This window comes from Streptomyces sp. NPDC002018 (assembly GCF_042890865.1).
Lineage (GTDB): Bacteria > Actinomycetota > Actinomycetes > Streptomycetales > Streptomycetaceae > Streptomyces.
The window spans coordinates 291,716-317,842 of sequence record NZ_JBIASO010000008.1 but is presented as its reverse complement, the minus strand read 5'-3'; the positions used below and the strand labels follow the sequence as shown (position 1 = coordinate 317,842).

The 26,127-nt window shown below is 72.1% G+C and carries 21 protein-coding genes, 1 pseudogene and 1 riboswitch; of the genes and pseudogenes, 10 read left to right on the top strand and 12 right to left on the bottom strand.

Annotated features, from left to right (window positions below; genetic code table 11):
- Positions 1 to 393: 393 nt before the first annotated feature.
- From ACFYYH_RS16245 to ACFYYH_RS16225, 5 genes and pseudogenes are all read left to right on the top strand, one after another.
- Positions 394 to 2,313, top strand: coding sequence for a methylmalonyl-CoA mutase family protein (locus tag ACFYYH_RS16245; protein ID WP_388551087.1), 1,920 nt, complete (start codon positions 394 to 396; stop codon positions 2,311 to 2,313).
- On the top strand, positions 2,313 to 4,703 hold the full coding sequence (gene scpA / locus ACFYYH_RS16240; RefSeq protein ID WP_388551085.1) for a methylmalonyl-CoA mutase: 2,391 nt from the start codon (positions 2,313 to 2,315) through the stop codon (positions 4,701 to 4,703). The genes ACFYYH_RS16245 and scpA overlap by 1 nt, the downstream gene beginning before the upstream one ends.
- A gap of 4 nt (positions 4,704 to 4,707) precedes the next feature.
- Positions 4,708 to 5,691 (top strand): methylmalonyl Co-A mutase-associated GTPase MeaB, encoded by a 984-nt coding sequence (meaB, locus tag ACFYYH_RS16235; RefSeq protein WP_388551083.1) that lies wholly within the window; start codon positions 4,708 to 4,710, stop codon positions 5,689 to 5,691.
- Between the two features lie 243 nt (positions 5,692 to 5,934).
- Positions 5,935 to 6,066, top strand: a pseudogene (locus tag ACFYYH_RS16230) (chlorophyllase); the annotation flags it as partial.
- Positions 6,067 to 6,197: 131 nt separating this feature from the next.
- Positions 6,198 to 6,704 carry an N-acetyltransferase gene (locus ACFYYH_RS16225; protein WP_388551081.1) on the top strand — a complete coding sequence of 169 codons (507 nt, stop codon included), beginning with the start codon at positions 6,198 to 6,200 and terminating at the stop codon, positions 6,702 to 6,704.
- Between the two features lie 17 nt (positions 6,705 to 6,721).
- Here ACFYYH_RS16225 and ACFYYH_RS16220 read toward each other — a convergent pair whose 3' ends face one another.
- The 3 genes from ACFYYH_RS16220 to ACFYYH_RS16210 all read right to left on the bottom strand — a co-directional run bounded on the left by ACFYYH_RS16220 (position 6,722) and on the right by ACFYYH_RS16210 (position 10,074).
- Positions 6,722 to 7,567, bottom strand: a complete 846-nt coding sequence (locus ACFYYH_RS16220; protein WP_388551080.1) for a spermidine synthase — start codon at positions 7,565 to 7,567, stop codon at positions 6,722 to 6,724.
- A 244-nt stretch (positions 7,568 to 7,811) separates the two neighbouring features.
- On the bottom strand, positions 7,812 to 8,981 hold the full coding sequence (gene tuf, locus ACFYYH_RS16215) for an elongation factor Tu (protein WP_388551078.1): 1,170 nt from the start codon (positions 8,979 to 8,981) through the stop codon (positions 7,812 to 7,814).
- Between the two features lie 373 nt (positions 8,982 to 9,354).
- On the bottom strand, positions 9,355 to 10,074 hold the full coding sequence (locus tag ACFYYH_RS16210) for a DNA alkylation repair protein (protein WP_388551076.1): 720 nt from the start codon (positions 10,072 to 10,074) through the stop codon (positions 9,355 to 9,357).
- Between the two features lie 228 nt (positions 10,075 to 10,302).
- On the opposite strand from ACFYYH_RS16210, the gene ACFYYH_RS16205 reads away from it, so the two are divergent.
- A complete protein-coding gene (locus ACFYYH_RS16205; RefSeq protein ID WP_388551075.1) occupies positions 10,303 to 11,004 on the top strand; it encodes a TVP38/TMEM64 family protein in 702 nt (233 codons plus the stop codon).
- A 71-nt stretch (positions 11,005 to 11,075) separates the two neighbouring features.
- Here the strand turns inward: ACFYYH_RS16205 and ACFYYH_RS16200 are convergent, their stop codons facing one another.
- Entirely contained in the window at positions 11,076 to 12,215 is a 1,140-nt protein-coding gene (locus tag ACFYYH_RS16200; RefSeq protein WP_388551073.1) for an enoyl-CoA hydratase/isomerase family protein, read from the bottom strand.
- Between the two features lie 78 nt (positions 12,216 to 12,293).
- A riboswitch (cobalamin riboswitch) is annotated at positions 12,294 to 12,547 on the top strand.
- Positions 12,548 to 12,710: 163 nt separating this feature from the next.
- Between ACFYYH_RS16200 and metE the strand changes: the two genes are divergently transcribed.
- The gene (gene metE, locus ACFYYH_RS16195) at positions 12,711 to 15,095 is read left to right on the top strand and encodes a 5-methyltetrahydropteroyltriglutamate--homocysteine S-methyltransferase (RefSeq protein ID WP_388551071.1); all 2,385 of its coding nucleotides are present in this window, start codon (positions 12,711 to 12,713) and stop codon (positions 15,093 to 15,095) included.
- Positions 15,096 to 15,166: 71 nt separating this feature from the next.
- Here the strand turns inward: metE and ACFYYH_RS16190 are convergent, their stop codons facing one another.
- Together ACFYYH_RS16190 and ACFYYH_RS16185 are read right to left on the bottom strand one after the other, a co-directional pair.
- Positions 15,167 to 16,534: an MFS transporter gene (locus ACFYYH_RS16190; protein WP_388551069.1), complete on the bottom strand. Its 1,368-nt coding sequence runs from the start codon at positions 16,532 to 16,534 to the stop codon at positions 15,167 to 15,169.
- Positions 16,535 to 16,574: 40 nt separating this feature from the next.
- Complete coding sequence (locus ACFYYH_RS16185) at positions 16,575 to 17,666, bottom strand: hypothetical protein (protein ID WP_388551067.1); 1,092 nt, start codon at positions 17,664 to 17,666, stop codon at positions 16,575 to 16,577.
- A gap of 94 nt (positions 17,667 to 17,760) precedes the next feature.
- Here ACFYYH_RS16185 and ACFYYH_RS16180 point away from each other — a divergent pair, with 94 nt between their 5' ends.
- Both ACFYYH_RS16180 and ACFYYH_RS16175 read left to right on the top strand, forming a co-directional pair.
- On the top strand, positions 17,761 to 18,213 hold the full coding sequence (locus ACFYYH_RS16180) for a DUF4442 domain-containing protein (protein WP_388551065.1): 453 nt from the start codon (positions 17,761 to 17,763) through the stop codon (positions 18,211 to 18,213).
- A gap of 108 nt (positions 18,214 to 18,321) precedes the next feature.
- Positions 18,322 to 19,029: a DedA family protein gene (locus ACFYYH_RS16175; RefSeq protein ID WP_388551063.1), complete on the top strand. Its 708-nt coding sequence runs from the start codon at positions 18,322 to 18,324 to the stop codon at positions 19,027 to 19,029.
- Between the two features lie 110 nt (positions 19,030 to 19,139).
- Here ACFYYH_RS16175 and ACFYYH_RS16170 read toward each other — a convergent pair whose 3' ends face one another.
- A complete protein-coding gene (locus ACFYYH_RS16170; protein WP_388551061.1) occupies positions 19,140 to 19,670 on the bottom strand; it encodes a gamma carbonic anhydrase family protein in 531 nt (176 codons plus the stop codon).
- A gap of 212 nt (positions 19,671 to 19,882) precedes the next feature.
- Here ACFYYH_RS16170 and ACFYYH_RS16165 point away from each other — a divergent pair, with 212 nt between their 5' ends.
- Positions 19,883 to 21,109, top strand: coding sequence for a cytochrome P450 (locus ACFYYH_RS16165; RefSeq protein ID WP_388551059.1), 1,227 nt, complete (start codon positions 19,883 to 19,885; stop codon positions 21,107 to 21,109).
- A 186-nt stretch (positions 21,110 to 21,295) separates the two neighbouring features.
- On the opposite strand, the gene ACFYYH_RS16160 is transcribed toward ACFYYH_RS16165, so the two are convergent.
- The 5 genes from ACFYYH_RS16160 to ACFYYH_RS16140 form a co-directional block, all read right to left on the bottom strand.
- Positions 21,296 to 22,561 carry a cytochrome P450 gene (locus ACFYYH_RS16160; protein ID WP_388551057.1) on the bottom strand — a complete coding sequence of 422 codons (1,266 nt, stop codon included), beginning with the start codon at positions 22,559 to 22,561 and terminating at the stop codon, positions 21,296 to 21,298.
- Complete coding sequence (locus ACFYYH_RS16155) at positions 22,558 to 23,172, bottom strand: ATP/GTP-binding protein (RefSeq protein ID WP_388551055.1); 615 nt, start codon at positions 23,170 to 23,172, stop codon at positions 22,558 to 22,560. Before ACFYYH_RS16155 ends, ACFYYH_RS16160 begins: the two co-directional genes overlap by 4 nt.
- Positions 23,153 to 23,509, bottom strand: a complete 357-nt coding sequence (locus ACFYYH_RS16150) for a DUF742 domain-containing protein (RefSeq protein ID WP_388551053.1) — start codon at positions 23,507 to 23,509, stop codon at positions 23,153 to 23,155. The genes ACFYYH_RS16155 and ACFYYH_RS16150 overlap by 20 nt, the downstream gene beginning before the upstream one ends.
- Positions 23,506 to 23,925, bottom strand: coding sequence for a roadblock/LC7 domain-containing protein (locus ACFYYH_RS16145; RefSeq protein WP_388551052.1), 420 nt, complete (start codon positions 23,923 to 23,925; stop codon positions 23,506 to 23,508). Before ACFYYH_RS16145 ends, ACFYYH_RS16150 begins: the two co-directional genes overlap by 4 nt.
- Before the next feature lie 193 nt (positions 23,926 to 24,118).
- The gene (locus ACFYYH_RS16140) at positions 24,119 to 25,906 is read right to left on the bottom strand and encodes a sensor histidine kinase (protein WP_388551050.1); all 1,788 of its coding nucleotides are present in this window, start codon (positions 25,904 to 25,906) and stop codon (positions 24,119 to 24,121) included.
- Between the last annotated feature and the right edge of the window lie 221 nt (positions 25,907 to 26,127).

Genomic DNA, 26,127 nt, shown 5'->3' with positions numbered 1-26,127 from the left:
TGCACTGGCCGGCTGAACCGCGGCACAGTGGCGGACGGGGAGCTGACGACGGGCGATGCGCGGGTTAGATCATATGAATGGGCAGGTGGTCCTACTCACGTGGTTCTACGTCTCACGCCTGCTTCGCCACCGCGGAAAACGGCGTCGCTGAGGCCGGTGGCATGACGATCACATGCCGGGTTGGGGCAGCGTAGCGTCTGAAGATGAACGGAACCGCTGGCAGCCCCCGCCACCGGCGGCCCTCTCCCCGGGCGGTCGGTGCCCCCGTCACCGTCCGAACTCATGTAGGGCGTTCCGTGCGGTGAAAGACCTACACATGGCGCATTGCGGAGAGGGATAGGTCACAGGCGCGCGCTCTGCTGCTCGTTCGGCGCGCTGTCCTAACATCTGGGCATGACGGTCCTGCCTGACGACGGGCTTTCCCTGGCCGCCGAGTTCCCCGACGCGACCCGCGAGCAGTGGCAGAGCCTGGTGGCAGGCGTACTGCGTAAATCGGGTCGCGACGTCTCGGGACCGGCCGCCGAGGAAGCACTTGCCACGACGCTTCAGGACGGGCTCAGCACCCGTCCCCTCTACACCGCCGAGGACGCGCCCGGCGACAGCGGCCATCCGGGTTTCGCGCCGTTCACCCGGGGCGGCCGGCCGGAGGGCGGCGCGGTCTCCGGCTGGGATGTACGCCAGCGTCATACGCGGCCCGACCCCGCGCGTACCAATGAAGCCGTGCTCGCCGACCTGGAGAACGGGGTCACGTCCCTGTGGCTCGGGGTGGGAGCCGGGGGAGTCCCCGTGAGCGGTCTGGCCACGGCGCTCGACGGTGTCTATCTCGACCTGGCCCCCGTGGCGCTCGACGCGGGCGACGCCTTCGGACCCGCCGCGCGGGAACTGCTGAGGCTGTACGAGGAGCGCGGGGTGGCACGCCATCAGGCACGCGGCACCCTCGGCGCCGATCCCGTCGCCCAACTCGCGAGGACCGGACGGGAGACGGACGGCCACACCAGGGAGGCGGCGGAACTCGCCGCGCTCTGCGACCGTGCGTACCCCGGGCTGCGCGCCATCTCCGTCGACGCGCTGCCCTACCACGAGGCCGGCGCCTCGGACGCCCAGGAGCTGGGCTGCTCGCTCGCCACCGGAGTCGGCTGGCTGCGTGATCTCACCGCGGCCGGACTCTCCGTCGAGGCGGCCTGCGGCCAGCTCGAATTCCGTTACGCGGCCACCGCCGACCAGTTTCTGACGATCGCCAAGCTCCGGGCCGCGCGCAGGCTCTGGGCCCGGGTGGCCGAGGTCTGCGGCGCGCCCGCCGCCGGGGCACAGCGTCAGCACGCCGTGACCTCACCGGTGATGATGACCCGCCGCGACCCCTGGGTGAACATGCTCCGCACCACCGTCGCCGCACTGGCGGCCGGGCTGGGCGGCGCCGACGCCGTGACCGTACTCCCCTTCGACCACGCCCTCGGACTCTCCGACGCCTTCTCCCGCAGGATCGCGCGCAACACCTCGACGATCCTGCTGGAGGAGTCGCACCTCGGCCGGGTCATCGATCCGGCGGGCGGTTCCTGGTACGTGGAGCGGCTCACCGACGAACTCGCCCACGCGGCCTGGGCGTGGTTCCAGGAGATCGAGCGGGCCGGCGGCCAACGCGCCGCACTGCGCGACGGACTGATCGGCGAGCGGCTCTCGGACACCTGGCGGGAGCGTTCGGAGAAGCTGGCCCGGCGGCGCGAACCGATCACCGGGGTCAGTGAGTTCCCGCAGCTCTCGCAGCCCCCGGTCGAGCGCGAACGGGTGCCGGAGACCCCCGGCGGCGGCCATGGCGGGTACGCCGAGCACGGTGGGCACGGCGGGCGTGGCGGGCTGCCCGTCGTCCGCCGCGACGAGGCGTTCGAGACGCTGCGCGCCCGCTCCGACGCCCATCTCGCCGCCACCGGCGCCCGCCCCCGGGTCTTCCTGGCGGCGCTCGGACCGGCCGCGGCGCACACGGCTCGCGCCACCTTCGCGGCCAGTCTGTTCCAGGCGGGCGGGATCGAGCCGGTCCACGATCCGGTGTCGGTCGACGCGGACACCGCCGCCGACGCCTTCACCCGCAGCGGAGCGTCCGTCGCCTGTCTCTGCTCCAGCGACGCGCTCTACGCCGAACGAGCCGCGTCCGTGGCGGCGGCGCTCAGGTCCGCGGGCGCGCTGCGCGTCTTCCTCGCCGGCCGGCCCGGCGAGCACCGTGAGACTTATCTGGAGGCCGGGGTCGACGAGTTCGTGGTCGCGGGCGGCGACGCCGTCGCCGTCCTGACCTCCGCCCTCGACCGGATGGGAGTGGCGTGATGCGGATCCCCGACTTCTCCGACATCGAACTGGGGCCCGGTGACAGCGCCGGGGTGACCGACGACCAGTGGCGTACGGCCGTCAAGGAGCGGACCGGCCGCGCGGACGGCGAACTGCTCTGGGAGACGCCCGAGGGCATCGCCGTCAAACCGCTCTACACCGCGCGGGACACGGCGGACCTCGACTTCCTCGCCACCTACCCGGGCATCGCGCCGTATCTGCGCGGCCCGTACCCGACGATGTACGTCAACCAGCCCTGGACGATCCGCCAGTACGCGGGGTTCTCCACCGCCGAGGAGTCCAACGCCTTCTACCGGCGCAATCTCGCCGCCGGACAGAAGGGCCTGTCGGTCGCCTTCGACCTGCCGACCCACCGCGGCTACGACAGCGACCATCCGAGGGTCACCGGCGATGTCGGGATGGCGGGGGTGGCCATCGACTCGCTCTACGACATGCGCCAGCTCTTCGACGGCATCCCGCTGGACCGGATGAGCGTGTCGATGACGATGAACGGCGCCGTGCTCCCCGTACTCGCCCTCTACATCGTGGCCGCCGAGGAGCAGGGCGTACCGCCCGAGAAGCTGGCCGGGACCATCCAGAACGACATCCTCAAGGAGTTCATGGTCCGCAACACCTATATCTATCCGCCGAAGCCCTCGATGCGGATCATCTCCGACATCTTCGCGTACACCTCACGGAAGATGCCGCGCTACAACTCCATCTCCATCTCCGGCTATCACATCCAGGAAGCGGGCGCGACGGCCGATCTGGAGCTGGCGTACACCCTCGCGGACGGGGTGGAGTATCTGCGCGCCGGACTCGGGGCGGGGCTCGACGTGGACGCGTTCGCGCCCCGGCTGTCCTTCTTCTGGGCGATCGGCATGAACTTCTTCATGGAGATCGCCAAGCTGCGGGCCGCCCGGCTGCTGTGGGCCAGGCTGGTCAAGAAGTTCGACCCGCAGAACGCCAAGTCGCTCTCCCTGCGCACCCATTCGCAGACCTCCGGCTGGTCGCTCACCGCGCAGGACGTCTTCAACAACGTCACCCGCACCTGTGTGGAGGCGATGGCGGCGACCCAGGGCCACACCCAGTCGCTGCACACCAACGCGCTGGACGAGGCGCTGGCCCTGCCGACCGACTTCTCGGCCCGTATCGCCCGCAACACCCAGCTTCTGCTCCAGCAGGAGTCGGGCACCTGCCGGGTGACCGATCCCTGGGGCGGCAGCGCCTACGTCGAGAAACTGACGTACGACCTCGCGCGGCGCGCCTGGCAGCACATCGAGGAGGTCGAGGCGGCGGGGGGTATGGCCCAGGCCATCGACGCGGGGATCCCCAAGCTCCGGGTGGAGGAGGCCGCCGCCCGTACCCAGGCGCGGATCGACTCGGGGCGCCAGCCCGTCATCGGCGTCAACAAGTACCGGGTGGAGACCGGCTCGGACGAGAAGATCGATGTACTCAAGGTCGACAACTCCTCGGTGCGCGCCCAGCAGATCGAGAAGCTGCGGCGGCTGCGCGCGGAGCGGGACGAGCACGCCTGCCAGGACGCGCTGCGCGCGCTCACGGCGGCGGCGGAGGCGGGTGCGGCCGGAAGTGGTGGCCTCGGGGCCGGGAGCGGGAGCGGGGACGGCCTGGAGGGCAATCTGCTGGCGCTCGCGGTGAACGCGGCCCGTGCGATGGCCACCGTCGGTGAGATCTCGGACGCCCTGGAGAAGGTGTACGGGCGCCACTCGGGGCAGATCCGTACGATCTCCGGTGTGTACCGCAACGAGGCAGGCGCCTCCCCGGCCGTGGAGCACACCCGCGCCGCCGTCGAGGACTTCGAACGGGCCGAGGGGCGCCGCCCGCGCATCCTCGTGGCCAAGATGGGGCAGGACGGCCATGACCGCGGCCAGAAGGTGATCGCGACGGCCTTCGCCGACCTGGGCTTCGACGTCGATGTCGGCCCGCTGTTCCAGACACCGGCCGAGGTGGCACGGCAGGCGGTCGAGGCGGACGCCCATATCGTCGGCGTCTCCTCGCTGGCGGCGGGCCATCTCACCCTCGTGCCGGCGCTGCGCGAACAGCTCGCCGCGGAGGGCCGGGAGGACATCATGATCGTCGTCGGCGGGGTGATCCCGCCGCAGGACATCGAGGAGCTGCGCCGGGCGGGCGCCGCCGCCGTGTTCCCGCCGGGCACGGTGATCCCGGACGCCGCGCGTGATCTGCTGCGGTCGCTGGCGGAGTCGCTGGGGCACGAGACATACGGTGCCGAGGGCGCGGTGGAGGGTGCCGGGGCCGACGGTGCCAGTGGTGCGGTGGAGGGTGCCGGGGCCGACGGCGGGGTGCGCGTCGCGGACGGCGGGACCTCGGGCGCGGGTGACGAGCCCGCCGTTCCCGGCTCCGAGCGGTGAGCGCGTGCCGCCACGGATCGACATCGAGAGTTACGCCAAGGGCGTGCTGGACGGATCCCGTTCGTACATCGCCCGCGCCGTCACCCTGGTGGAGTCCACCAGGCCCGACCACCGCAGGCTGGCCCAGCGGCTGCTGACCGAGCTGCTGCCGTACTCGGGCAAGGCGCGCCGGATCGGGATCAGCGGTGTGCCCGGCGTCGGCAAGTCCACCTTCATCGACGCGCTGGGGACGCTGCTCACGGGGCTGGGGCACCGGGTCGCGGTGCTGGCCGTCGACCCGTCCTCCACCCGTACGGGCGGCTCCATCCTGGGCGACAAGACCCGGATGGAACGGCTGGCGGTGGACCCGGCGGCGTTCGTGCGCCCGTCCCCCACGGCGGGCACCCTGGGCGGTGTGGCCAAGGCGACCCGGGAGACCATCATCGTGATGGAGGCCGCCGGGTACGACGTCGTCCTGGTGGAGACCGTGGGCGTCGGCCAGTCCGAGACGACGGTGGCCAACATGGTCGACACCTTCCTGCTGCTCAGCCTCGCCCGTACAGGCGACCAGCTCCAGGGCATCAAGAAGGGCGTGCTGGAACTGGCGGACGTCATCGCCGTCAACAAGGCCGACGGTCCGCACGAGCGCGACGCGCGCTCCGCGGCGCGCGAACTCGCGGGCGCGTTGCGGCTGATGCACCCGGTGGACGCGGCATGGACACCCCCGGTGCTGAGTTGCAGCGCGCGGGAGGGCACGGGGCTGGACGAGGTCTGGGAGAAGCTGGAACAGCACCGCGCGGTCCTCGGCGTGGACGGCCGGCTGGCCAGGAAGCGCAGTGATCAGCAGGTCGACTGGACCTGGTCGATGGTCCGCGACCATCTCCTGGACCGGCTGCGCGAGCATCCGGGGGTACGGGAGCTGGCGCCGACGCTGGAACAGGGCGTACGGGAAGGGACGTTGACGGCGACGCTGGCGGCGGAACGGATCATCGAGGCGCTGGATCCGTAGGGCGCGGTGCGGTGCCCCCTCCCGGTGGGGGCGCCGCGCGCCTGCGGCGCGGTGTGCGGTGGGGCGGGCGGGTACGGACGCGGCAGCCCCCGTCCGGGCCCACCGCCGGGTCACCGCCGACCCGCAGTCGGATCGCCACCGACCCGCTGCCCCCCGGTGGACGGTGCGCACCGGGCGTCGCCCCTCGTCGTCGGCATCGGCATCGTCATCGACTCGCGGCGCGTCGGCGCGCCTGCTTCGGCCGTGTCCGCCGTCCAGCGGCTCACCTGGGCCTACCTCCGCACCGAGCTCTACCCCGGGGACCCTGCCTGGCGGGAGGCGCGTGACGCGCTGGCGGCCGGCCCCGACCCGCTCGGACGGGTCGAGTCCAAGTAGGCCGAACCCGACGAGGACGAGTCGCCGCGGATCACACGACTCCGGAGCCGGAGCCTTCGCCGAGGCGCTTCCCCAGGTGCGGGACGTTTAACCAGGTGCGGGGCGGTGGGGCGGCAACTAGCCTCCGGGGCATGAGCTGGCTGCCCGCTGATTTCGTCCATCCCGTCCGTGTCGCGCTCCCCGGCGGACACCATCTGCGTCCGATCACGGGCGAGGACACCGCACTCGACTACCCGGCCGTGATGGGTTCGCGTGAACGTCTCTGGTCCATCTTCGGGGAGGCCTGGGGCTGGCCCCCGGCGACCATGACATACGAGGAGGACCGGGTCGACCTGGTGCGCCACGAGGTCGAGATCGCGGCCCACAAGTCCTTCAACTACGCGCTGTTCGACGACGCGGGCACGGCCCTGCTCGGCTGTGTCTACATCGACCCGCCGGAGAAGACCGGCGCCGACGCCGAGATCTCCTGGTGGGTCGTGGACGACCGGGTCGGCACCCCACTGGAACACGACCTGGACGCACTGGTCCCGCGCTGGATCGCCGAGGCATGGCCCTTCGCACGGCCGCGCTACATCGGCCGCGATCTCTCCTGGCAGGACTGGCTGGCCCTTCCGGATGCCTCTCCCGACGCCGGCTGAATCCGGAACCCCGGCGCTCAGCCGAGGCTGAAGGCGCCGTCCGGCGGCCGGGGTGAGGGCACCGCGCCGCTGTCCCGTACCGGTGCCGCGTCCCCGATGAACCGCCGTAGCGCCGCGCCGTGTTCGACCCGGGCGGGAAAGGCGTCGGACGCGGCACGGCGGGCCAGCGCGCCCGTGTCGATCGGGCCGTGCGAGGCGACCAGTACGGCATTGCCGAAGCGCCGGCCACGCAGCACGCCCGGCTCCGCGATCAGGGCCAGTTCCTCGAAGACGGTCGCGAAGGTGGCCAGTTGGGAGCGGAGGAAGTCGAAGGGCGCGCCGTCGGCGAGATTGGCGGCGTAGACCCCGTCGGCCCTGAGTACGCGCGCCGCTTCCCGCGCGTACTCGACGGAGGTGACGTGCGCGGGTACCCGGGAGCCGCCGAACACATCGGCGATCAGCACGTCCGCCGAGCGCGCGGGAGCCGCTTCGAGCCAGCGTCGGGCATCCGCGTCCCGTACGGTGATCCCGCTGCCGTCCGGTATCGGCAGCCGCTCGGCGACCAGCGCCAGCAGTCCCGTGTCGGCCTCCACCACATACTGCGCCGAGCCGGGCCGGGTCGCGGCCACATACCGGGGCAGGGTGCAGGCACCGCCGCCGAGATGGAGCACGGTGAGCGGCTCGCCGTCCCCGGCGGCGCGGTCGATGACATGGGCGAGGCGCCGTACGTACTCGAACTCCAGATGCGTCGGGTCGTCCAGATCGACATACGACTGCGGTGCCCCGTCGACCGTCAGCAGCCAGGCCCGCTCCCGGTCCACATCGGGCAGCAGCTTCGCGGTGCCGCGGTCCACGGCACGGATGACGGGGATCGACTCGTTCACCGTCCCATTGTGCGCTGTGCGCGCATACGGTCCCGCGCCCGCCTCCCCGGAGCGGGGAGACGGACACGGGACCCATGGACCTGGAGCACATGGCCCCGGAGTACATGGCCCTGGAGCACATGGACCAGGGACCCACGCGCTCGGGACCCACGGGCTCGGAGCACACGGGCCCGGAACCCATGGACGCGGGACCCACGGGCCCGGGACCCCCGGGCCCGGAGGCCCGTCGGGTTCCTCGGGCCCGTCAGAGCAGTGACGTGACCGTACCGGCGCCGACCGTGCGTCCGCCCTCGCGGATCGCGAAGCCCAGCCCCGGCTCCAGCGGTACGTCACGGCCCAGCTCCACGGTCAGGCTGACCGTGTCCCCGGGCCGTGCGACGGCCGTCCCGCCCAGGTCGATGTCACCGACCACATCCGCCGTACGGATGTAGAACTGTGGCCGGTACCCACTGCCGACCGGAGTCGTGCGGCCACCCTCGCGTGCGGAGAGCACATACACCTGTGCGGTGAAGCGTCGGCTCGGCATGAGACTGCCCGGCGCCGCCACCACATGGCCGCGGCGCACCGCGTCCCGGGGCAGCCCGCGCAGCAGCAGCGCGACATTGTCCCCGGCCTCGGCGGACTCCATCGGCTTGCCGAAGGTCTCCAGACCGGTGACCACCGTCTCCACCTCGGCGCCCAGCACCTCCACCCGGTCGCCCACCCGCACCGTGCCGCGCTCGACGGCGCCGGTGACGACCGTGCCGCGCCCGGTGATGGTGAGGACGTTCTCCACCGGGAGCAGGAACGGCGCGTCCGTGTATCTGACGGGCATCGGCACATAGGTGTCGACGGCGTCGAGCAGCGCCTCCACGGCCGCCGTCCAGCGCGGGTCCCCCTCCAGGGCGCGCAGCCCCGACACCCGCACGACGGGCGCCGCGTCGCCGCCGTAGCCGTGGGCGGTGAGCAGTTCGCGCACCTCCAGCTCGACCAGGTCGGTCAGTTCGTCGTCGCCCGCGTCGGCCTTGTTGAGGGCGACGACGATGTGGTTGACACCGACCTGACGGGCGAGCAGGACATGCTCGGCGGTCTGCGGCATGATCCCGTCGAGCGCGGAGACGACGAGGATCGCCCCGTCGAGCTGGGCGGCGCCGGTCACCATGTTCTTGATGTAGTCGGCGTGGCCCGGCATGTCCACATGGGCGTAGTGCCGGGTGTCCGTCTCGTACTCGACGTGCGAGATGTTGATGGTGATCCCGCGGGCGGCCTCCTCCGGGGCCCGGTCGATCCGGTCGAACGGTACGTAGGTGCCGGACCCGCGGTCGCTGAGGACCTTGGTGATGGCGGCGGTCAGGGTGGTCTTGCCGTGGTCGACATGGCCCATGGTGCCGATGTTCAGATGCGGCTTGGTGCGCACGTATGCCGTCTTGGGCATGCTTCCTTCCAGGAACTCGAAGCGTGAGAGGGACCCCCGGGCCTTGCCGACCCTCCCCCTGCGGGGTCCGCCGGACGATCCGGGAAGGGTCAGCTTCGGGCGCCGCCGAGAGGCGCCGCGGCGACTGCCGCCGCCGCGGCAGCCGTCGCCGCCGCGGTTCCGGCGGCCGGTGCCGCCACGCACGTGTCGGGGAACACGGCAGCCTTCGGCGCGTCCGCGACCGCGGACGACGCTGCGAGGAAGGCGTACCGGAACATGCCGTCGATCCTCGTTCATGGCCGCCGCCGCGTCGAATGGTTTTCCCCGTGTGCCGACGGCCGCCCACCGGTGCCCATGTGTGCCCACGCGTGCCGGGCCGGCCGGTGAGCCCGCGTCAGAAGTGCTTCAGGGCCTCGCGCACGGAGAGCGGGGAGAGCCGGTCCCGCGCCCCCTCGACAAACTCCCGTACGGCCGCGGGATCGGTCTTCGCGTACTCCCGCAGAGCCCAGCCGATGGCCTTGCGGATGAAGAAGCCGGGGTGGCCGGCGCGGCGCAGGCAGTGGTCGAAGAGGCGCGCGGCGTCGGTGCCGCCCTTGTAGGCGAGCTGGTGCAGCAGGGCGGTACGCGCGACCCAGAGGTCCTCGTCGTCGATCCACCGGTCCATGTCGTCCGTCAGGGCGCGGTCGGCGGTGACCAGCGGGCCCGCGACATGCGCGGCGAGCGGATCGACGGTGTCCCACCAGGGGACGGTGGTGACGAGATGGCGTACGACGGGCAGGAACCCGGACGAGCAGCGCCCGCTGTACCGGCGCAGATAGTCGACCGCGAAGTACTGGTACTCCCGCTCGGGCAGCTCCCAGCAGCGCAGGGCGATCGCCGCGCAGTCCGTCTCGTCGGGGCGCGCGGTGCCCGCGAGGACCGAACGGGACAGCGCGCGGCGCTCCGGGGTGGCGATGCCCAGGAACGGCGCGATCCCCTTCATGTACGCGAAGGACTTCCCGGCGCGCACCGGATCGGCCGCCGTGGGATACACGGCGGTGAGCCGCTCCAGCACGGTGTCGGCCAGCGCGCTGTCCGGCACGGGCGGCTTCTGCGTGACCGCGGACGTCGTCATACGGGCACCCTACGGCGCCCCTCGGACATCGGGCGCGGATCCACCCTCCCCGCGGAAGGGGCGGATCCGCCTCCCGTGCGGAATTGCCCGTTCCCGCGCGGGCCCTCCGCCCATTCCCGCGCGGACCTGCGACTTCGCCGCCGGGGCGCTCGCCCTGTTGTGCCGCGCGGGGCGTGCCCGCCATCCCGCGCCCGGCACCCGGCCATCTTCGTCGGTTAGGCTCGCCGGGTGCTCGCACCCGTCTCCCGGTCCTCGCCAAGCCTCGCGCTCCGTTGTTACCGGGCCCTTCTCTCGCCCTGGGCGCGGTTCTCCGTGCTCGTGGCCCTGCTGGCCGCTGCGGCCGTCGTGGTGCTGCTGTACGAGCCGCAGAAGCTGCTGGCCGACGGCTGGCCGCCCCAGGTCGGCGGAGGCGTCGCCGTGGTGCTGTTCGTCGTGGCGTACGGGCTGTGCGTGACGGCGTTCGTACCGCGTCCGCTGCTCAACATCGCGGCCGGGGCGCTCCTCGGCTCCACGATCGGGCTGGCCGCCGCGCTGGCGGGGACGGTGCTGAGCGCCGCGCTCTCCTTCGGGCTCGGCCGCTTCCTCGGCCAGGAGGCCCTGCGTCCGCTGCTGCGGGGCCGCTGGCTGACGGCGGCGGACCGTCAGCTCAGCGCCCACGGCTTCCGGTCGATGCTGGCGATCCGGCTCTTCCCCGGAGTGCCGTTCGGCCCGAGCAACTACTGCGCGGCCGTCTCCCGTATGCGATGGGCGCCGTTCCTGCTGGCGACGCTGATCGGTTCGATCCCCAACAACGCGGCCTATGTGGTCGCGGGGAGCCGGGCCGCCTCGCCGACCTCACCGGTGTTCCTGATCGCCATGGGCTTCATCGTGCTCTCCGGTCTGGTCGCGGCGGTGGTCGCCTGGCGCAAGCGCCACCACCTCCGCCGCTGACCCGGGACCCGCCGCCGCTCCGGCGCGCGGGCCTCCCCTCGCGGGGCCCGTTCTCTGCAAAGGTCCGTTCTCTACGGAGTTCCGTCGCCGGGTTTGCTTCCGGCTCCGGCCCCGGCCCCCTTCCCGTCCCCGGCCCCGTCCCCGAGCGCGGGGCCGAGTCCGAGGTCGCCGCCGGGCGGCGGGGCGAAGAACCGTGCCACATCGGCCTCGGAGACCCCGGCCAGTTCCCTCGGTGACCACCGTGGCCTGCGGTCCTTGTCGATGACCTGCGCGCGGATGCCCTCCAGCAGATCGTGGCCGGTCAGCGCGGCGCACGAGGCGCGGTACTCCTGGTCGAGCACCTGCTCCAGCGTCGGCAGCCGACGGGCCCGGCGCATCGCTTCCAGGGTCGCCTTGAGCGCGGTGGGCGAACGGGTCAGGATCGTCTCGGCGGCCTCCTTCGCGGCGGGCCCGCCGCTGCCGAGCAGCCGCTCGACGATCTCCTCCACCGTGTCCGCCGCGTAGCAGACGTCGATCCACTCGCGGTCCGCGGCGAGTTGGCCCTCGGGCGCGGTCGTCGCGTACCCCTGTACCGTCCCGCCGACGTCCGCCGCCTCGCGCACCCCGGGTCCGGCCAGCGCGTTCCGCAGACCGGCCAGCCGCTCCGAGGGGACGAAGCGGTCCGCGAGCCCGCAGAGCAGGGCGTCCGCCGGGCCCACCGCCCTTCCGGTGAGGGCGAGATGCGTGCCCAGCTCACCCGGCGCGCGGGAGAGCAGGAAGGTGCCGCCCACATCGGGGACCAGGCCGATCCCGGTCTCCGGCATCGCGACCACCGACCGTTCGGTGACGATCCGATGGCTGCCGTGTGCGGAGACACCGACTCCGCCGCCCATCACGATGCCGTCCATCAGCGCGACATAGGGCTTGGGGTAGCGGGCGATACGGGCGTTGAGCCGGTACTCGTCGCGCCAGAAGGCGGGCGAGGCGGAGCCTCCGGAGCGCCCGTCCTCGTGGATCGCGCGGATGTCGCCCCCGGCGCACAACCCGCGCTCGCCGGCGCCCGAGATGATCACCGCGGTGACGCTCGCGTCGTCCTCCCACTCCGCGAGGGCCTCCGAGATCCGCCGCACCATGGGGTGGGTGAGGGCGTTGAGGGCGCGGGGGCGGTTGAGCGTGATGTGCGCGGCGCGGCCCGCCCGGCCGAGCAGTACCGGTTCGTCGTCGTGGACCATGCCGCCCAGTATCCGCCACGCCGGAATCCGTCGGGTCCGTTCCGTGGACCGGGCTGGCCGCCTCCTCACCCGAGCCTCTAGGCTGGACACGCAGTCGGTTCGCCCTGCCCGCCAGGCAGACGCGTCGCAAGAGGGAACCCGGTGGAAATCCGGGACTGCCCCGCAGCGGTGAGTGGGAACGACCGCCGTCATACGCACTGGACGCACTCCGTCCGGGAAGCGACGGCCAGTAGGAGCCTCGTACCGGTCCGTACGTCATCCGTACGGCCAACGGCTACGGCCACGAGGCGTGCCCATGAGTCCGAAGACCTGCCACTGCCCGTGTGCGAGCACCGCACACGGAGATCTCGGTGACCTCGTGGGCGGGTCGGCGGATACGGGCGGGCGGGCGTGACACATGGCCGTGTGGAGCGCGGCACCGCCCCCATCTCCGTTTCCTCGTCTCCCTCGGGTTCCGCCGGGATCGTTCCCGCACGACTCGCGAAGGAGAGTCCCGTGACATCCACGTCCGCAGCCGCGGCATCCCGGTCACATCCGGCGTCGGCATCGACATCGACATCGGCATCCGCGCCGGCATCGGCGGCACGGCCGAGGCCGGGGTCCACCGTCCTCGGCCATCCGCGCCAGGGCGCCGACCGGGAACTGAAGAAGGCCGTCGAGGGGTACTGGAAGGGCCGGGTCACCGCGGACGCGCTGCGGGAGACCGCCGCCGGACTGCGCCGCGACACCTGGCGCCGGCTGGCCGACTCCGGTCTCGACGAAGTGCCCACGGGCGACTTCTCGTACTACGACCATGTGCTCGACACGAGTGTCATGGTCGGCGCGATCCCGGCCAGACACCGGGCCGCCGTCGAGGCGGACCCGCTCGACGGCTACTTCGCCATGGCGCGCGGTGCCCAGGATGTCGCGCCCCTGGAGATGACCAAGTGGTTCGACACCAACTACCACTACCTCGTGCCCGAGTTGGGCCCCGACACCGTTTTCACCGCGGACTCGGCCAAGCAGGTCGCCGAGCTGCGTGAGGCCCTCGCACTCGGCCACACCGCCCGGCCGGTGCTCGTCGGCCCCGTCACCTATCTGCTGCTCGCCAAGCCCGCGCCGGGTGTGGCGGCCGACTTCGAGCCGCTCACCCTGCTCGACCGGCTGCTGCCGGTGTACGCGGAGGTCCTGGCCGATCTGCGCGCGGCCGGTGCCGCCTGGGTGCAGCTCGACGAGCCCGCGCTGGTCCAGGACCGTACGCGCGCCGAACTGAACGCGCTCGCCCGCGCCTACCGGGACCTCGGCGCGCTCACCGACCGGCCCCAGCTCCTGGTGGCGTCGTACTTCGACCGCCTCGGCGAGGCCCTCCCCGTGCTGGTGAGGGCACCCGTCGACGGGCTCGCGCTGGACTTCACCGGCCCCGCGTCCGTCAATCTCACGGATCTCGCGGCGGTCGGCGGACTGCCCGGCAAACGGCTGGTCGCCGGGGTGGTGGACGGCCGCAATGTGTGGATCAACGACCTCGCGGCCTCGCTGACCACCCTCGCCACCCTGCTCGGCCTGGCCGACCGGGTCGATGTGTCGACATCCTGCTCGCTGCTCCATGTCCCGCTGGACAGCGCCGCCGAGCGGGATCTCGATCCCCAGCTCACCCGGTGGCTGGCCTTCGCACGCCAGAAGACCGACGAGGTCGTCACCCTCGCCCGGGGCCTGGGGCGGGGCACCGACACCGTCGCGGCCCGGCTCGCCGCGAACCGCGCCGATCTGGCCTCCCGCGCCTCCTCCGCGATCACCCGCGATCCCGCGGTACGGGCCCGCTCGGTGGCGGTGACGGACGCGGACGTCCGCCGGGACCAGCCGTACGCCGAGCGCACCGTGGCCCAGCAGACACGGCTCGGACTGCCGCCGCTGCCCACGACCACCATCGGATCGTTCCCGCAGACCGACGAGTTGCGTACGGCGCGCGCCGCACTGCGGGCGGGGCGGCTGGACGAGGCCGGATACGACGAGCGCATCGAGGCCGAGATCCGCGAGGTCGTCTCCTTCCAGGAGAAGGCGGGTCTCGACGTCCTGGTGCACGGCGAGCCCGAACGCAACGACATGGTGCAGTACTTCGCCGAGCGGCTGACCGGGTATCTCGCCACCCGGCACGGCTGGGTCCAGTCGTACGGCACCCGCTATGTCCGCCCGCCGATCCTGGCCGGGGACATCTCGCGGCCCGCCCCGATGACCGTCGCCACCACGGCGTACGCGCAGTCGCTGACGAACCGTCCGGTCAAGGGCATGCTGACCGGCCCGGTCACCATGCTGGCCTGGTCGTTCGTCCGTGACGACCAGCCGCTGGGCGAGACCGCCCGGCAGGTGGCGCTCGCGCTGCGCGACGAGGTCGCGGATCTGGAGGCCGCGGGCACCGCCGTCATCCAGGTCGACGAACCGGCGCTGCGGGAGACCCTGCCGCTGCGCGCGGCGGACCGGCCGGCCTATCTGGAGTGGGCGACCGAGGCGTTCCGGCTCACCACGGCCGGTGTCCGTCCCGACACCCAGATCCATACACACATGTGCTACGCGGAGTTCGGTGACATCCTCCGGGCCATCGACGACCTGGACGCCGATGTGATCAGCCTGGAAGCCGCCCGCTCCCATATGCGGGTCGCCGACGAGCTGGCGGCGGCGCGCTATCCGCGTGAGGCCGGCCCGGGGGTGTACGACATCCACTCACCGCGGGTGCCCTCGGCCGAGGAGATGACCGTCCTGCTGGGCACGGCACTGGAGGCGATCCCGGCGCGGCGGCTGTGGGTCAATCCCGACTGCGGGCTGAAGACGCGGGGCTGGGCCGAGGTCCGTACGTCCCTGGAGAATCTCGTCGCCGCGGCCCGGACGGTCCGGGGCCGCTTCTCCTGAGGTCCAGGGCCGCTTCTCCTGAGGTCCGGGGGCGGCCTCTCCTGAGAGAGGGCCGCGGCCACCGGGTGGGCTCAATCGCCGGACGGGCTGAGTTCCCTCCCGTCCGGCGATCGCTCCGCCGGCCGGACCCGGGCGCCGGCCGGGGTTTCCCCGGCCGGCGGTGCCGGTGCCGGTGCCTCCGCGGCCTTCTCGGTGCGGCGGGTCAGCCGTCGTACGTCGGGCACGGTCAGGACCGCGGCCGTCAGCAGGACGATCAGCGCCGAGCAGCCCCAGAGCGCGGGGCCGCGCCCGAAGGCGCTCTCCGCCGGTCCCGCCAGCGCGGTGGCCAGCGGGATCATGCCGATCGAGCCGAGCCAGTCGTAGGCCGAGACACGGGAGAGCTTCTCCTCCGGGATCTCCTGGTGCAGCGCCGTCATCCAGCTCACCCCGAAGACCTCGACGCAGACACCCGTCAGGAACATCACCGCCGCCAGCCCCCCGGCGGACAGCGGCACCGCGAGCCCGGCCGACGGAAGGGCGAGCGGGAAGACGCAGAGGGTGCCCGCGAGCAGCAGCCGGCGCGGGCGCCAGCGCATCATCAGCAGGGCGCCGCCGACGGTGCCCGCGCCGAAGGCGGCGAGCGCCAGCCCCCAGGGGCCGGGTCCGCCCAGCTCGTCCCGGGCGACCAGCGGTCCGTACACCGCCTCGGCCGCCGAGACGACCGCGTTGACCACGGCGAACTGGAGGACGATGCTCCAGAGCCATGGCCGTCCGGCGAACTCCCGCCAGCCCTCGCGCAGATCGGCGATCATCCCGCCGCCGGGCTCACGGGCCGGGACATGGCTGACATCGAGGAAGGCGCGCAGCGACCCCGCCACCAGAAAGGCGGCGGCGTCGACCGCGAGGGCCCAGCCGGGCCCGAACGCCGCGATGAGCGCGCCGCCCAGGGCCGCGCCGCCGATTCCCGCACCGTGCATCGCCATCCGGTAGAGGGCGAAGGCGCGGCCCGCGTGTTCGCCGCCGACGCTGGACATCAGCATGCCCTCGGAGGCCGGGCCGAAGAAGGCGTGACCGGTACCGCCCAGGCCCGCCAGCACCATCATCTGCCAGAGCCGCGGCTCGCCCGCGAGGACGAGCGCCGCGAACGAGGCCTGCGAGACGCAGTTGAGAGCGTTGGCCGCGACCATGACCCGGTGCCGGGGCAGCCGGTCGGCGAGCGCCCCGCCGATGAGCAGGAACAGGACGAGCGGAACCGTACGGGCCGCGGCCACCAGCCCCACGTCGCCCGCGTCGCCGCCCGACTCCAGCACCGCGAACGCCGCCGCGACCAGCGCACCCTGGCTGCCCAGATTGGTGACGACCGCCGCGGCGGTCAGCAGTGTGTAGTTGCGGCCGGCCCAGGCGGGACGGCGTACGGGGCGGCGGGCGGTACGGGGGCCCGAGGCGGCGGGAGAGTTCACCCGGGGACTATCCCCGGGTCCGCGCCCGAACGCCAGTCGACTACGACGACGCCCCCGCCAGCCGTACGGTGCTCATGATCTTCTTGATCGTCGCGTCCGGGATCTCGTCCGGCACGTCCTTGTTGGCGTAGAGCACCCAGGTCGCGAAGTCGCCCTTGGCGTTGGTGAAGGTGAAGGCGATCGACTTGCCCTCGGTGTCGCACTTGTTCTTCTTCGTCACACCCGAGGTGGCGGCCGTCGCGTAGTGCCCCGTGAGCCCGGACGTGGTGGTGTAGGGCTGGGCCGCGGTGACCTTCACCTTCTCCTTCACCGTGGCCTCGGGCTCCTGCTGGGCGTACGCGGCCCAGGCCCAGCTTCCCGCCTCGTTCTTCGCGGCCGTCGCCGTGTCCTTGGCGCCTTGGCCGCCCTTGGTGCCGGTGCCGCCGAGACCGCTGTCCTCCATCTTTCCGTCCCGGTTGGTGTCCTGCGAGCACCACTTGGACTTGTAGAAGGCGGGCGCGGAGAAGGATATGACGGGCAGGCCGTCCTTCTTCTTCTGGTCCTCGAAGCCGGATATGACACCCGTGCCCGCGACCTCCCAGTCGGCGGGGACGTCGAACTGCGTCCCGTGCTTGGGGTTGGTCACGACCTTCCACCCCGTGATCTGCGGCTTGCTCTCGCCGCCGGCGCGGGGGTTGTCGCCGGACACCTCGACGCTCGGCTCCGCGGGCTCCGGGGCGGAGGACGAGGACGTGGGGTCGTCGGCGGCCTTGTCGGCCGCCCCGTCACCGGAGTTCAGCACGAAGAACGCGGTGCCCGCGGCGGCGACCACCACGACCGCCGCCGCGACGACGGCGATGACGGTCGTCCTCTTCTTGTCCTGCGGGGGTCCCGGCGGACCCGGCTGGCCGGGCTGGCCGTGCTGGCCCGGCACGGGATACTGCGGGGCGGTCGGCTGCTGGTACGGATTGGGCTGCTGGTACCCCTGCTGCGGATACTGCGGCTGCTGCTGTCCCGGCTGCTGGTATCCGGGCTGTTGATACCCGGGCTGCTGATAGGGATTCGGCTGCTGGTATCCCGGCTGCTGATACGGATTCGGCTGCTGGTCCTGCGGGTTCTGCTCGCCCCCGGGCGGCTGCTGTCCTGGCCACATGGCGAGTAACCATAGAGGGGTCCTCCGGCCGCTGCCACGTCCGCCCCGTCAGGGGATGGCCAAGCTCTGCTACCCATGGGTAACATCGCGCTCCATGAGCGCTGATCAGATGTCCGTCGGCGAGATGCTCGCCGCCACGGTCCCCATGGCCAGGACCCTGGGACTGGAATTCCTGGAGACCACCGCCGAGCGTGCCGTCGTCCGGCTGCCGGACCGGCCCGAGTACCACAACCATGTCGGCGGACCCCACGCCGGCGCGATGTTCACACTGGCCGAGTCCGCCAGCGGCGCGATCGTGCTCGCCGCCTTCGGTGACCAGCTCGACCGCGCGGTTCCCCTCGCCGTCAAGGCGGAAATCGGTTACAGGAAACTCGCCATGGGGACCGTGACCGCCACCGCGGCGCTGGGCCGGCCCCCGGCCGAGGTCGTCGCCGAACTCGACGCGGGGGAGCGTCCCGAATTCCCCGTGAACGTCTCCCTCACCCGGGAGGACGGCGCGGTGACGGGCGAGATGACGGTGGTGTGGACCCTCCGCCCGCACTCCTGACCGTCCCCCGCCACCGGGTAGGCTGCCCGCCGTGCGCCCGCGCGCGCCGGGCAGCCGCCCGTGGTGGGTCAGGGAAGTCTGGTCACGGCAGTACGGAAGGAACCGGCGTTGCACGTCCAGGAGTGGCTCGAGACCATCCCCCCGGTCAGCATCTATCTCCTGGTCGGGGTGGTGATCGGCCTCGAAAGCCTCGGTATCCCGCTGCCCGGTGAGATCGTCCTCGTCAGCTCGGCGCTGCTCGCCTCGCAGCACGGCGACATCAATCCGTATCTCCTCGGCGCCTGCGCCACGGCCGGCGCGATCATCGGCGACTCGATCGGCTACGCCATCGGCCGCAAGGGCGGCCGGCCGCTGCTCGCCTGGCTCGCCGTACGGTTCCCCCGGCACTGCGGCGCCCCGCAGATCGCGATGGCGGAGCGTTCCTTCGAGAAATGGGGGATGTGGGCGGTCTTCTTCGGCCGCTTCGTCGCCCTGCTCCGTATCTTCGCCGGACCGCTCGCGGGTGTGCTGCGGATGCCGTACTGGAAGTTCCTGATCGCCAATGTGCTGGGCGGAATCCTCTGGGCGGGCGGTACGACCGCCGTCATCTACACGGTGGGTGTGGTCGCCGAGGCCTGGCTCAAGCGCTTCTCCTGGCTCGGGCTGGTGCTCGCCGTGCTGTTCGGGATCGTCTCCATGCTCGTGGTGCGCAACCGTGCCAAGAAGGCCGCGGAGCAGTCGGCGGGACGGACGGCGCAGGAGCAGGGGACGGCCGGGCCGGCACACTCCGTGACCAAGCCCGCCGGGGAGCCCGACACCGTCGCCGCCACCGACTGACCGGAAACCGCGCCTGGCGACGGCCCGCCGGACCCGCCACCGCCAGGGCTCCTGGCCGCTGTGCCTCCGGGCCGCCTCACGGCCGTTTCCCATCCGTTTCCCGGCGCGTCTCAGCTCTCGAACGCCTCGCGGTGGGCGTGCGCCCGCTCGGCATAGCCCGCCGCGTTGAGTCTGATCCCGGCGCGCTCCTCCTCCGTCAGCTCGCGCTTGATCCTCGCGGGCACGCCCGCGACCAGCGAACCCGGCGGTACGCGCATGCCCTGCGGCACGAGCGACTGCGCCGCGACGAGCGAGCCCGCCCCGATGTGCGCGCCGTTGAGCACCGTGGCGCCCATGCCGATCAGCACATCGTCCTCGACGACGCAGCCGTGCAGCACGGCGTTGTGCCCGACCGATACGCCCTCGCCCACCGTGAGCGGAAAGCCGGGGTCGGCGTGCAGGGTGCAGTTGTCCTGGACATTGCTTCCGGCACCCAGCGCGACCGGCGCGGAGTCGGCCCGGAGCACGGCGTGGTACCAGACGCTCGCCCCCGCGCCCACGGTGACCTCGCCCACCACGACGCAGGCCGGTGCCAGGAACGCCGAGGGATCGACCACGGGCTCCTTGCCGCCCACGCCCCTGACCAGTGCCCGTTCCGTCATGCCGTCTCTCCTCGGTGCCGACCGCCGCGACCGCTCATGACCGGGTCCCGGCCGGTCCGCGCCCCTGATCGTAGGCACAGGCACCGTAGGCGATCTCCGTTCGGAGACCTACGGCAGGTCGGCCAGGAGTTGGCTATTTCTGATGACGGTTGATCAATAACCTTAAATATGTTGCCCGTTACCGATCGGGCCGCCATCGAACGAGGAGCTCCATGGCCACCGCACAGCAGGTCCCCGACATCCTGTCGCCCGAGTTCGCCGAGAATCCATATCCGGCCTACCAGGTGATGCGGGACAGTGCCCCGCTCATCTGGCACGAGGCCACCCAGAGTTACCTCATCTCGCGGTACGAGGATGTCGAGCGGGCCTTCAAGGACAAGGAGTCGGTGTTCACCACCGACAACTACGACTGGCAGATCGAGCCCGTCCACGGCAAGACGATCCTTCAGCTCAGCGGGCGTGAGCACTCCGTACGCCGTGCGCTGGTCGCCCCGGCCTTCCGCGGCAGTGATCTCCAGCAGAAGTTCCTGCCGGTCATCGAGCGCAACTCCCGTGAACTGATCAACGGGTTCCGCCGGGCCGGCTCCGTCGACCTGGTGAAGTCGTACGCGACCCGCTTCCCCGTCAATGTCATCGCCGACATGCTGGGCCTCGACAAGGCCGACCACGCCCGGTTCCACGGCTGGTACACGGCGGTCATCGCCTTCCTCGGCAACCTCTCCGGCGACGCGCAGGTCACGGCGGCGGGCGAGCGGACCCGGGTCGAGTTCGCCGAGTACATGTTCCCGATCATCCGGCACCGGCGGGAGAACCTGGGCGACGATCTGCTCTCCACGCTCTGCGCCGCGGAGGTCGACGGCGTACGGATGAGCGACGAGGACATCAAGGCCTTCTGCAGCCTGCTTCTCGCCGCGGGCGGTGAGACCACCGACAAGGCCATCGCCGGCATCTTCGCGAACCTGCTGCTCCACCCCGAGCAGCTCGCGGCCGTACAGGAGGACCGCACCCTGATCGACCGGGCCTTCGCGGAGACCCTCCGGTACACCCCGCCGGTGCAGATGATCATGCGTCAGACCGCGCGGGACGTGGAACTGAGCGGCGGTACGGTACCGGCGGGCGCCACGGTCACCTGTCTGATCGGCGCCGCCAACCGCGACGGCTCCCGCTTCCAGGACCCGGACAGCTTCAATATCTTCCGGGAGGACCTGACCACGGCCACGGCCTTCTCCGCCGCCGCCGACCATCTGGCCTTCGCGCTGGGACGGCACTTCTGCGTCGGCGCCCTGCTGGCCAAGGCCGAGGTGGAGATCGGTGTCAACCAGCTTCTCGACGCGATGCCGGACGTACGGTTCGCCGACGGCTTCGACCCGGTCGAGCGGGGCGTGTTCACCCGCGGCCCGCAGACCCTGCCGGTGGAGTTCACGCCCGTGGCGTCATAACGGCATCCGTCGGGCCCGAGGGCAGGTGTACGCCCCGGGCCCGGCGGCCGGGCCCCTCGCCGCTCCGCCGCACGGCGTGCTGAAGCTGTCGTACAACCCGTCCGAACCCGTCTGCACCCGTCCGAACCCGTCCGTACCCGGGCGATGACTGGGCGGCGACGACCGGGCGACGACCGGGGCGCCGGGTTACTGCGCGACGGGTGTGAAACTCACCGGCAGCGCGGTGAGGCCCCGCATCCAGATGGAGGGCCGCCAGCTCAGCTCGTGCGGTTCCACGGCCAGCACCACATCGGGCAGCCGCTCCAGCAGTGTCTCGATCGCGGTACGGGCGATGACATCGGCCAGCAGCGGAGCCGGATACGGGCAGCGGTGTTCCCCGTTGCTGAACGAGAGATGCGCCGAGTTCTCCGCGCCGATATGGCCGTCGGGCCAGATCTGCGGATCCGTGTTGGCCGCCGCGAGCCCCAGCACCAGACAGTCGCCCGCCTTGATGTGCCGGCCGCCGAGCTGGGTGTCGCGCACCGCCCACCGGCCGATGAAGTTCTGGGTCGGGGTGTCCAGCCACAGCACCTCGTTGAGCGCCTGTCCGACACTGAGGCGTCCGCCGGACACATTGAGCGCGAAGCGGTCGTCGGTGAGCAGCAGCCGGAGGGTGTTGCAGATCCAGTTGGCCGTCGGCTGCTGGGCGGCGGCGATGACGGTGATCAGATCGACCACCATCTCCTCGTCCGTCAGCCCGGCCGGATGGCTCAGCATCCTGGAGGTGATGTCGGAGCCGGGGTGGTCCCGCTTGTCCTTGACGAGCTGCCGCATCCGCTCCATCACGCGCCCGTACGCGGCGACCGGATCGTCCCCCTCGTCGGCGTCCAGCGAGATCCGCAGATCGCGCACCAGATCGTCGGTGTCCACACTGTCGCCCGGCATACCGCAGAGCCGGACCACCGCCCGCATCGGCAGGGCGTGCGCGTACGCCGCCATCAGCTCGGCCTGCCCGCTGCCGGCGAACGCGTCGATGAGTCCCTCGGCGATCTCCCGGCACAGATGGGCCAGTTCGAACTGGTCGATGGACTCCAGCGCGTCGGTGATCACCCCGGCCCGCCGCTGGTGCTCGGGGCCCTCGGCGAACATGACCGACGGCTGATAGCCGACGAACGGCATGAGCGGCCAGTCCGCCGGGATCGAGTCCCACTGGTTCCAGCGGCGCGAGTCACGGGCGAACAGCTCGTCGTGGCTGGTGACATAGGAGACCTCGGAGTAGCCGAGCACCAGCCAGGCGGGCACGCCGCCGTCGAGCGTGACGGGGGCGATCGCGCCGTGCTCCCTGCGCAGGGTGCGGTAGAGCTGGGACGGCGTCTGCTGGTACTCCAGGCCGCTGAGCGGCACGGCGCCCGCGTGCGCGGGGCATCCGGGTGGCGGGGCCTGGTCGGGTGCGGCGCCCGTGGGGTCGGTCATGGGGTCATCTCCCGGGCCATGGCCAGTTCGTAGAGGTGGTCCACAAGGGTGATCAGGACGTTCTTGCCGGACGAGCGCACCCGGGCGTCGCAGTCGATCAGCGGGACATGGTCCGGCAGCGAGAGCGCCTGACGGATCTCGTCCAGGGAGAACGCGGAGACGTCGTCGTCGAACCGGTTGACCGCGACCACGAACGGGGTCCGGTGGTGTTCGAGCCGGTCGATGGCGTACCAGGACTCGCTCATCCGGCGGGTGTCCACCAGGACCACGGCGCCCAGCGTGCCCGAGAACAGCCGGTCCCAGAGGAACCAGAACCGTTCCTGTCCCGGCGCCCCGAACAGATAGAGCACCATGAGGTCGTTGAGGCTGATCCGGCCGAAGTCGAAGGCCACGGTCGTGGTCGTCTTGGTGGACAGCCCGGCCGTCTCGTCGACACCGATCCCGGCCTGTGTCATCACCTCTTCGGTGTTGAGCGGACGGATCTCGCTGACCGAGCGGACGAGGGTGGTCTTGCCGACCCCGAATCCGCCGACGATGACGATCTTCAGCCCGGTCTCGGCGGCATCGGCCAGGGGGGTACGGGCCGGGAGTTCAGAGGTTGCGGAGTCCAAGGAGCACCTCCTTCAAGAGGGCGGAGTCGGGGAGTTCGGCGGAGCGCGTGGCGCGCGGATGCCGAGCGGTGATCCGGCCCGTCGCGAGGAGATCGCCGAGGAGGATGCGTACCACCGTGACCGGCAGCCGCAGCTCGGCGGAGATCTCGACGACCGCGGTGGGATGGCGGCACAGGCCGAGGATCCTGACATGTTCCGACTGCATCCCGGCCGTCGGCTCGCACTCGCTGACGATCAGGGTGACCAGGTCGAACGAGTCGTCGTCCGCCCGGCTGCGGCCACCGGTGACGGTGTACAGCCGGTCGGGATCCCCGGTGTCGACGGGCCGGCGGATCATGACGGTGAACTCTCCGGGACGGTGCCGCGTGGTTCGGCCCGCAGGTGCTCACCGATCTGCTCGACCAGCTCGGTCATCTGGTGGCCCACGACACCGGGGTCGGCGCCGTCCTCGGCCACCACGGCGAGATGGGCCCCGTCGCCGGCCTCGACGATGAAGAGCAGACCGCCGTGGAATTCGGTCATCGAGTGCCGTACGCCGCCGGTGCCGTTGCCGAACTCCACCGAGGCGCCCTGGGCGAGCGCCTGGATGCCCGAGCAGATGGCCGCGAGCTGGTCGGCCTGGTCGAGCGTGAGATGGCGGCTCCAGCAGAGTTTCAGCCCGTCACGGGAGAGCACCAGGGCATGGCGGGTGCCGGGGGTGCGTTCCAACAGGCTTTCGAGCAGCCAGGTCAGGCTGTTGTCAGTGGTCTGCATGGTGTGCGTGGGGCGGGTTGTTCCCGGTGAGCCGGTCACCAGCCCGTGCCTCCAATCTCGCGTTCGGGTGGGGGGTGGGCGCCGATTCCCCGGGCGCCGTACGGGGAGAGTGAGGGCCCTGGGGCCTCTCGTCCGGATCGTGCCGGGCTCGTGTGTCCCGGCATCTGCTCCCGCCTGATCGGAACGGAAGACCCTAGTCGGCCGGGATCCCGGGGACGCCGTCGGATTCCGGGGCGTTCGCCGGCCCGGGGGCGTCCCCGGTTCCCGGGGCTCCCGCGGCGGGACGGCGCGACCGGTGGAAGGCCCCGAACTGGGAGCCCGCGTCCCGGCTGGGGCGTGTCCCGCCGGACTCCGTGTCCGGCTGCGGCCTGCCGCGGTCGGCGGCGGCCATGGTGCGTCCCGGCGGGCGGACCGGCAGACCGTTGGGCGTCGCCACTTTGGGCCCGTCCCCCGGGGCGGACGGGGCGGCGGTGGTCCGGCCGGCCCCCGCCGCGGAGGGCTCGGCCGGGGCGGACGCGCGCGACGGGGCGGACGCGTGCGACGGCGAGGACGGCGCGGAGGTGACCGGGGGTCCCGCGGGCGCGGGCACCGTCGTCTCCGGGGCCGGGCGGCGCAGCGACTGCTCGGTGGCCAGCACCCGCTGCTGGGCGATGAGCTGCGGCGGGAACAGCACCACGACACCGGTACCACCGCGCGAGGACGGACGGTAGTTGACACTGATGTGGTACTTCGCGGCCAGCCTGCCGACCACCGCCAGACCGAGCCGGGTGCCCTGGAGCATCGCCAGGTCGGTGACCCGTCCCGACACCGACTCCTCGGCGCGCCGCATGGCGGCGTCGGCCATCTTCAGGCCGCTGTCCTCGATGGTCACCACGAGCCCGGCGGTGCGCTCCTCGACATAGACGTGCACCTCGTCGATCGGCGGGGAGAAGTTCGCCGCGTTGTCCATAAGTTCGGCGAGGAGGTGCATCACCGGCTCGGCGGCGAACCCGGCGATCGCGGCGGAGCTGGAGCAGTGCAGCCGTACACGCTGGTACGCGGCGATCCGGCCCACCGCACCGCGCAGGATGCTCTCCATGCCGATGGGCTTGTTCCAGGCGCGGCTCGCGCGTCCGCCCATGAGCAGGGCCAGCCGGTCGGTGAGCAGTCCGAGCTGCGAGGTGTTGTGGTCGAGCTTCAGGAGATCCCCGAAGACCTCCTCGCCGTGCCGGTCCTGCATCTCCCGCAGATCGGCCAGCATGCTCACGGCCTTCGCCTGCACCCGGCTCAGCGCCTTGGCGCTGGCCGCCTGCGCCGCCGCCGCGCGCCGCTCGCTGGTGGCGAAGTCCCGTACCACCGCGTCCACCAGGACCCGCAGCCGCGGATCGGCGGGCGGATCGATACTGCCGAGCACCGTGTCGGCCGAGCCGCCCGAGCGGAGTCCGCCGAGCGCGGCGGGGAGCGTCTTCGTGGTGAGCAGATCCAGATCGTCGGCGGCCTGGGCCAGCCGGCCGAGGGCGGTCCGGCTGTCGGCGGCGGCTCCGGCCGCGCGTGCCTCGGAGTCCGCCACCTCGGCGGTGAACATCTCCAGGACCCGCCGGAGCTGGTGATCGGTCGGCGGGGGCGTGGCGGCGAGCGCCTCCTCGGCGCTCGCGCCGTCCCTGAGCCGCTTGACCACGGCGGGCAGCGTGACATTGAGGAGATGCGCGGACTCAGCGCCGGCCTGGGCAAGCCGGGTCCGCGCCGTCCTGCTCTCGCTCTCCGCCGCGGCCGTACCGCGCCGGCCACGCCGGACCACCAGCGCGGCCGTGACCACGGCGACCGCCACACACGCCCAGGCGACCGCGACGGTGGCGGCCACCCAGGTCCGGGCGGCGGCGGGGGCCGACGCGGCCACCGCGCCCGCGCCCGCACCGGCCAGCACCACCACCGTCAGGGGCACGGCGAGCGACGACCGTGTGGTGCGTATGCGGTGCGGGCTGGGGGCGACAGGCACTGACATTCCGCGGTCCCTCGGTACTTGAGTGCGGGGGGGAAACAGACCGGCCGACCAGCGCGGTTCGGCCGCACGGGCGGGATCGGACACCGATGGGGACGGCGATCTTCCGCACCACATGTGGCGCTCATGCTAACCACGCGGAGTGGCGCGGGAGAACGTGGAAAGCCCCGAGCCCACACAACGGGGGAGTTCGTCCCGAAGTCGTCCACCGGCCGACGGCGGCG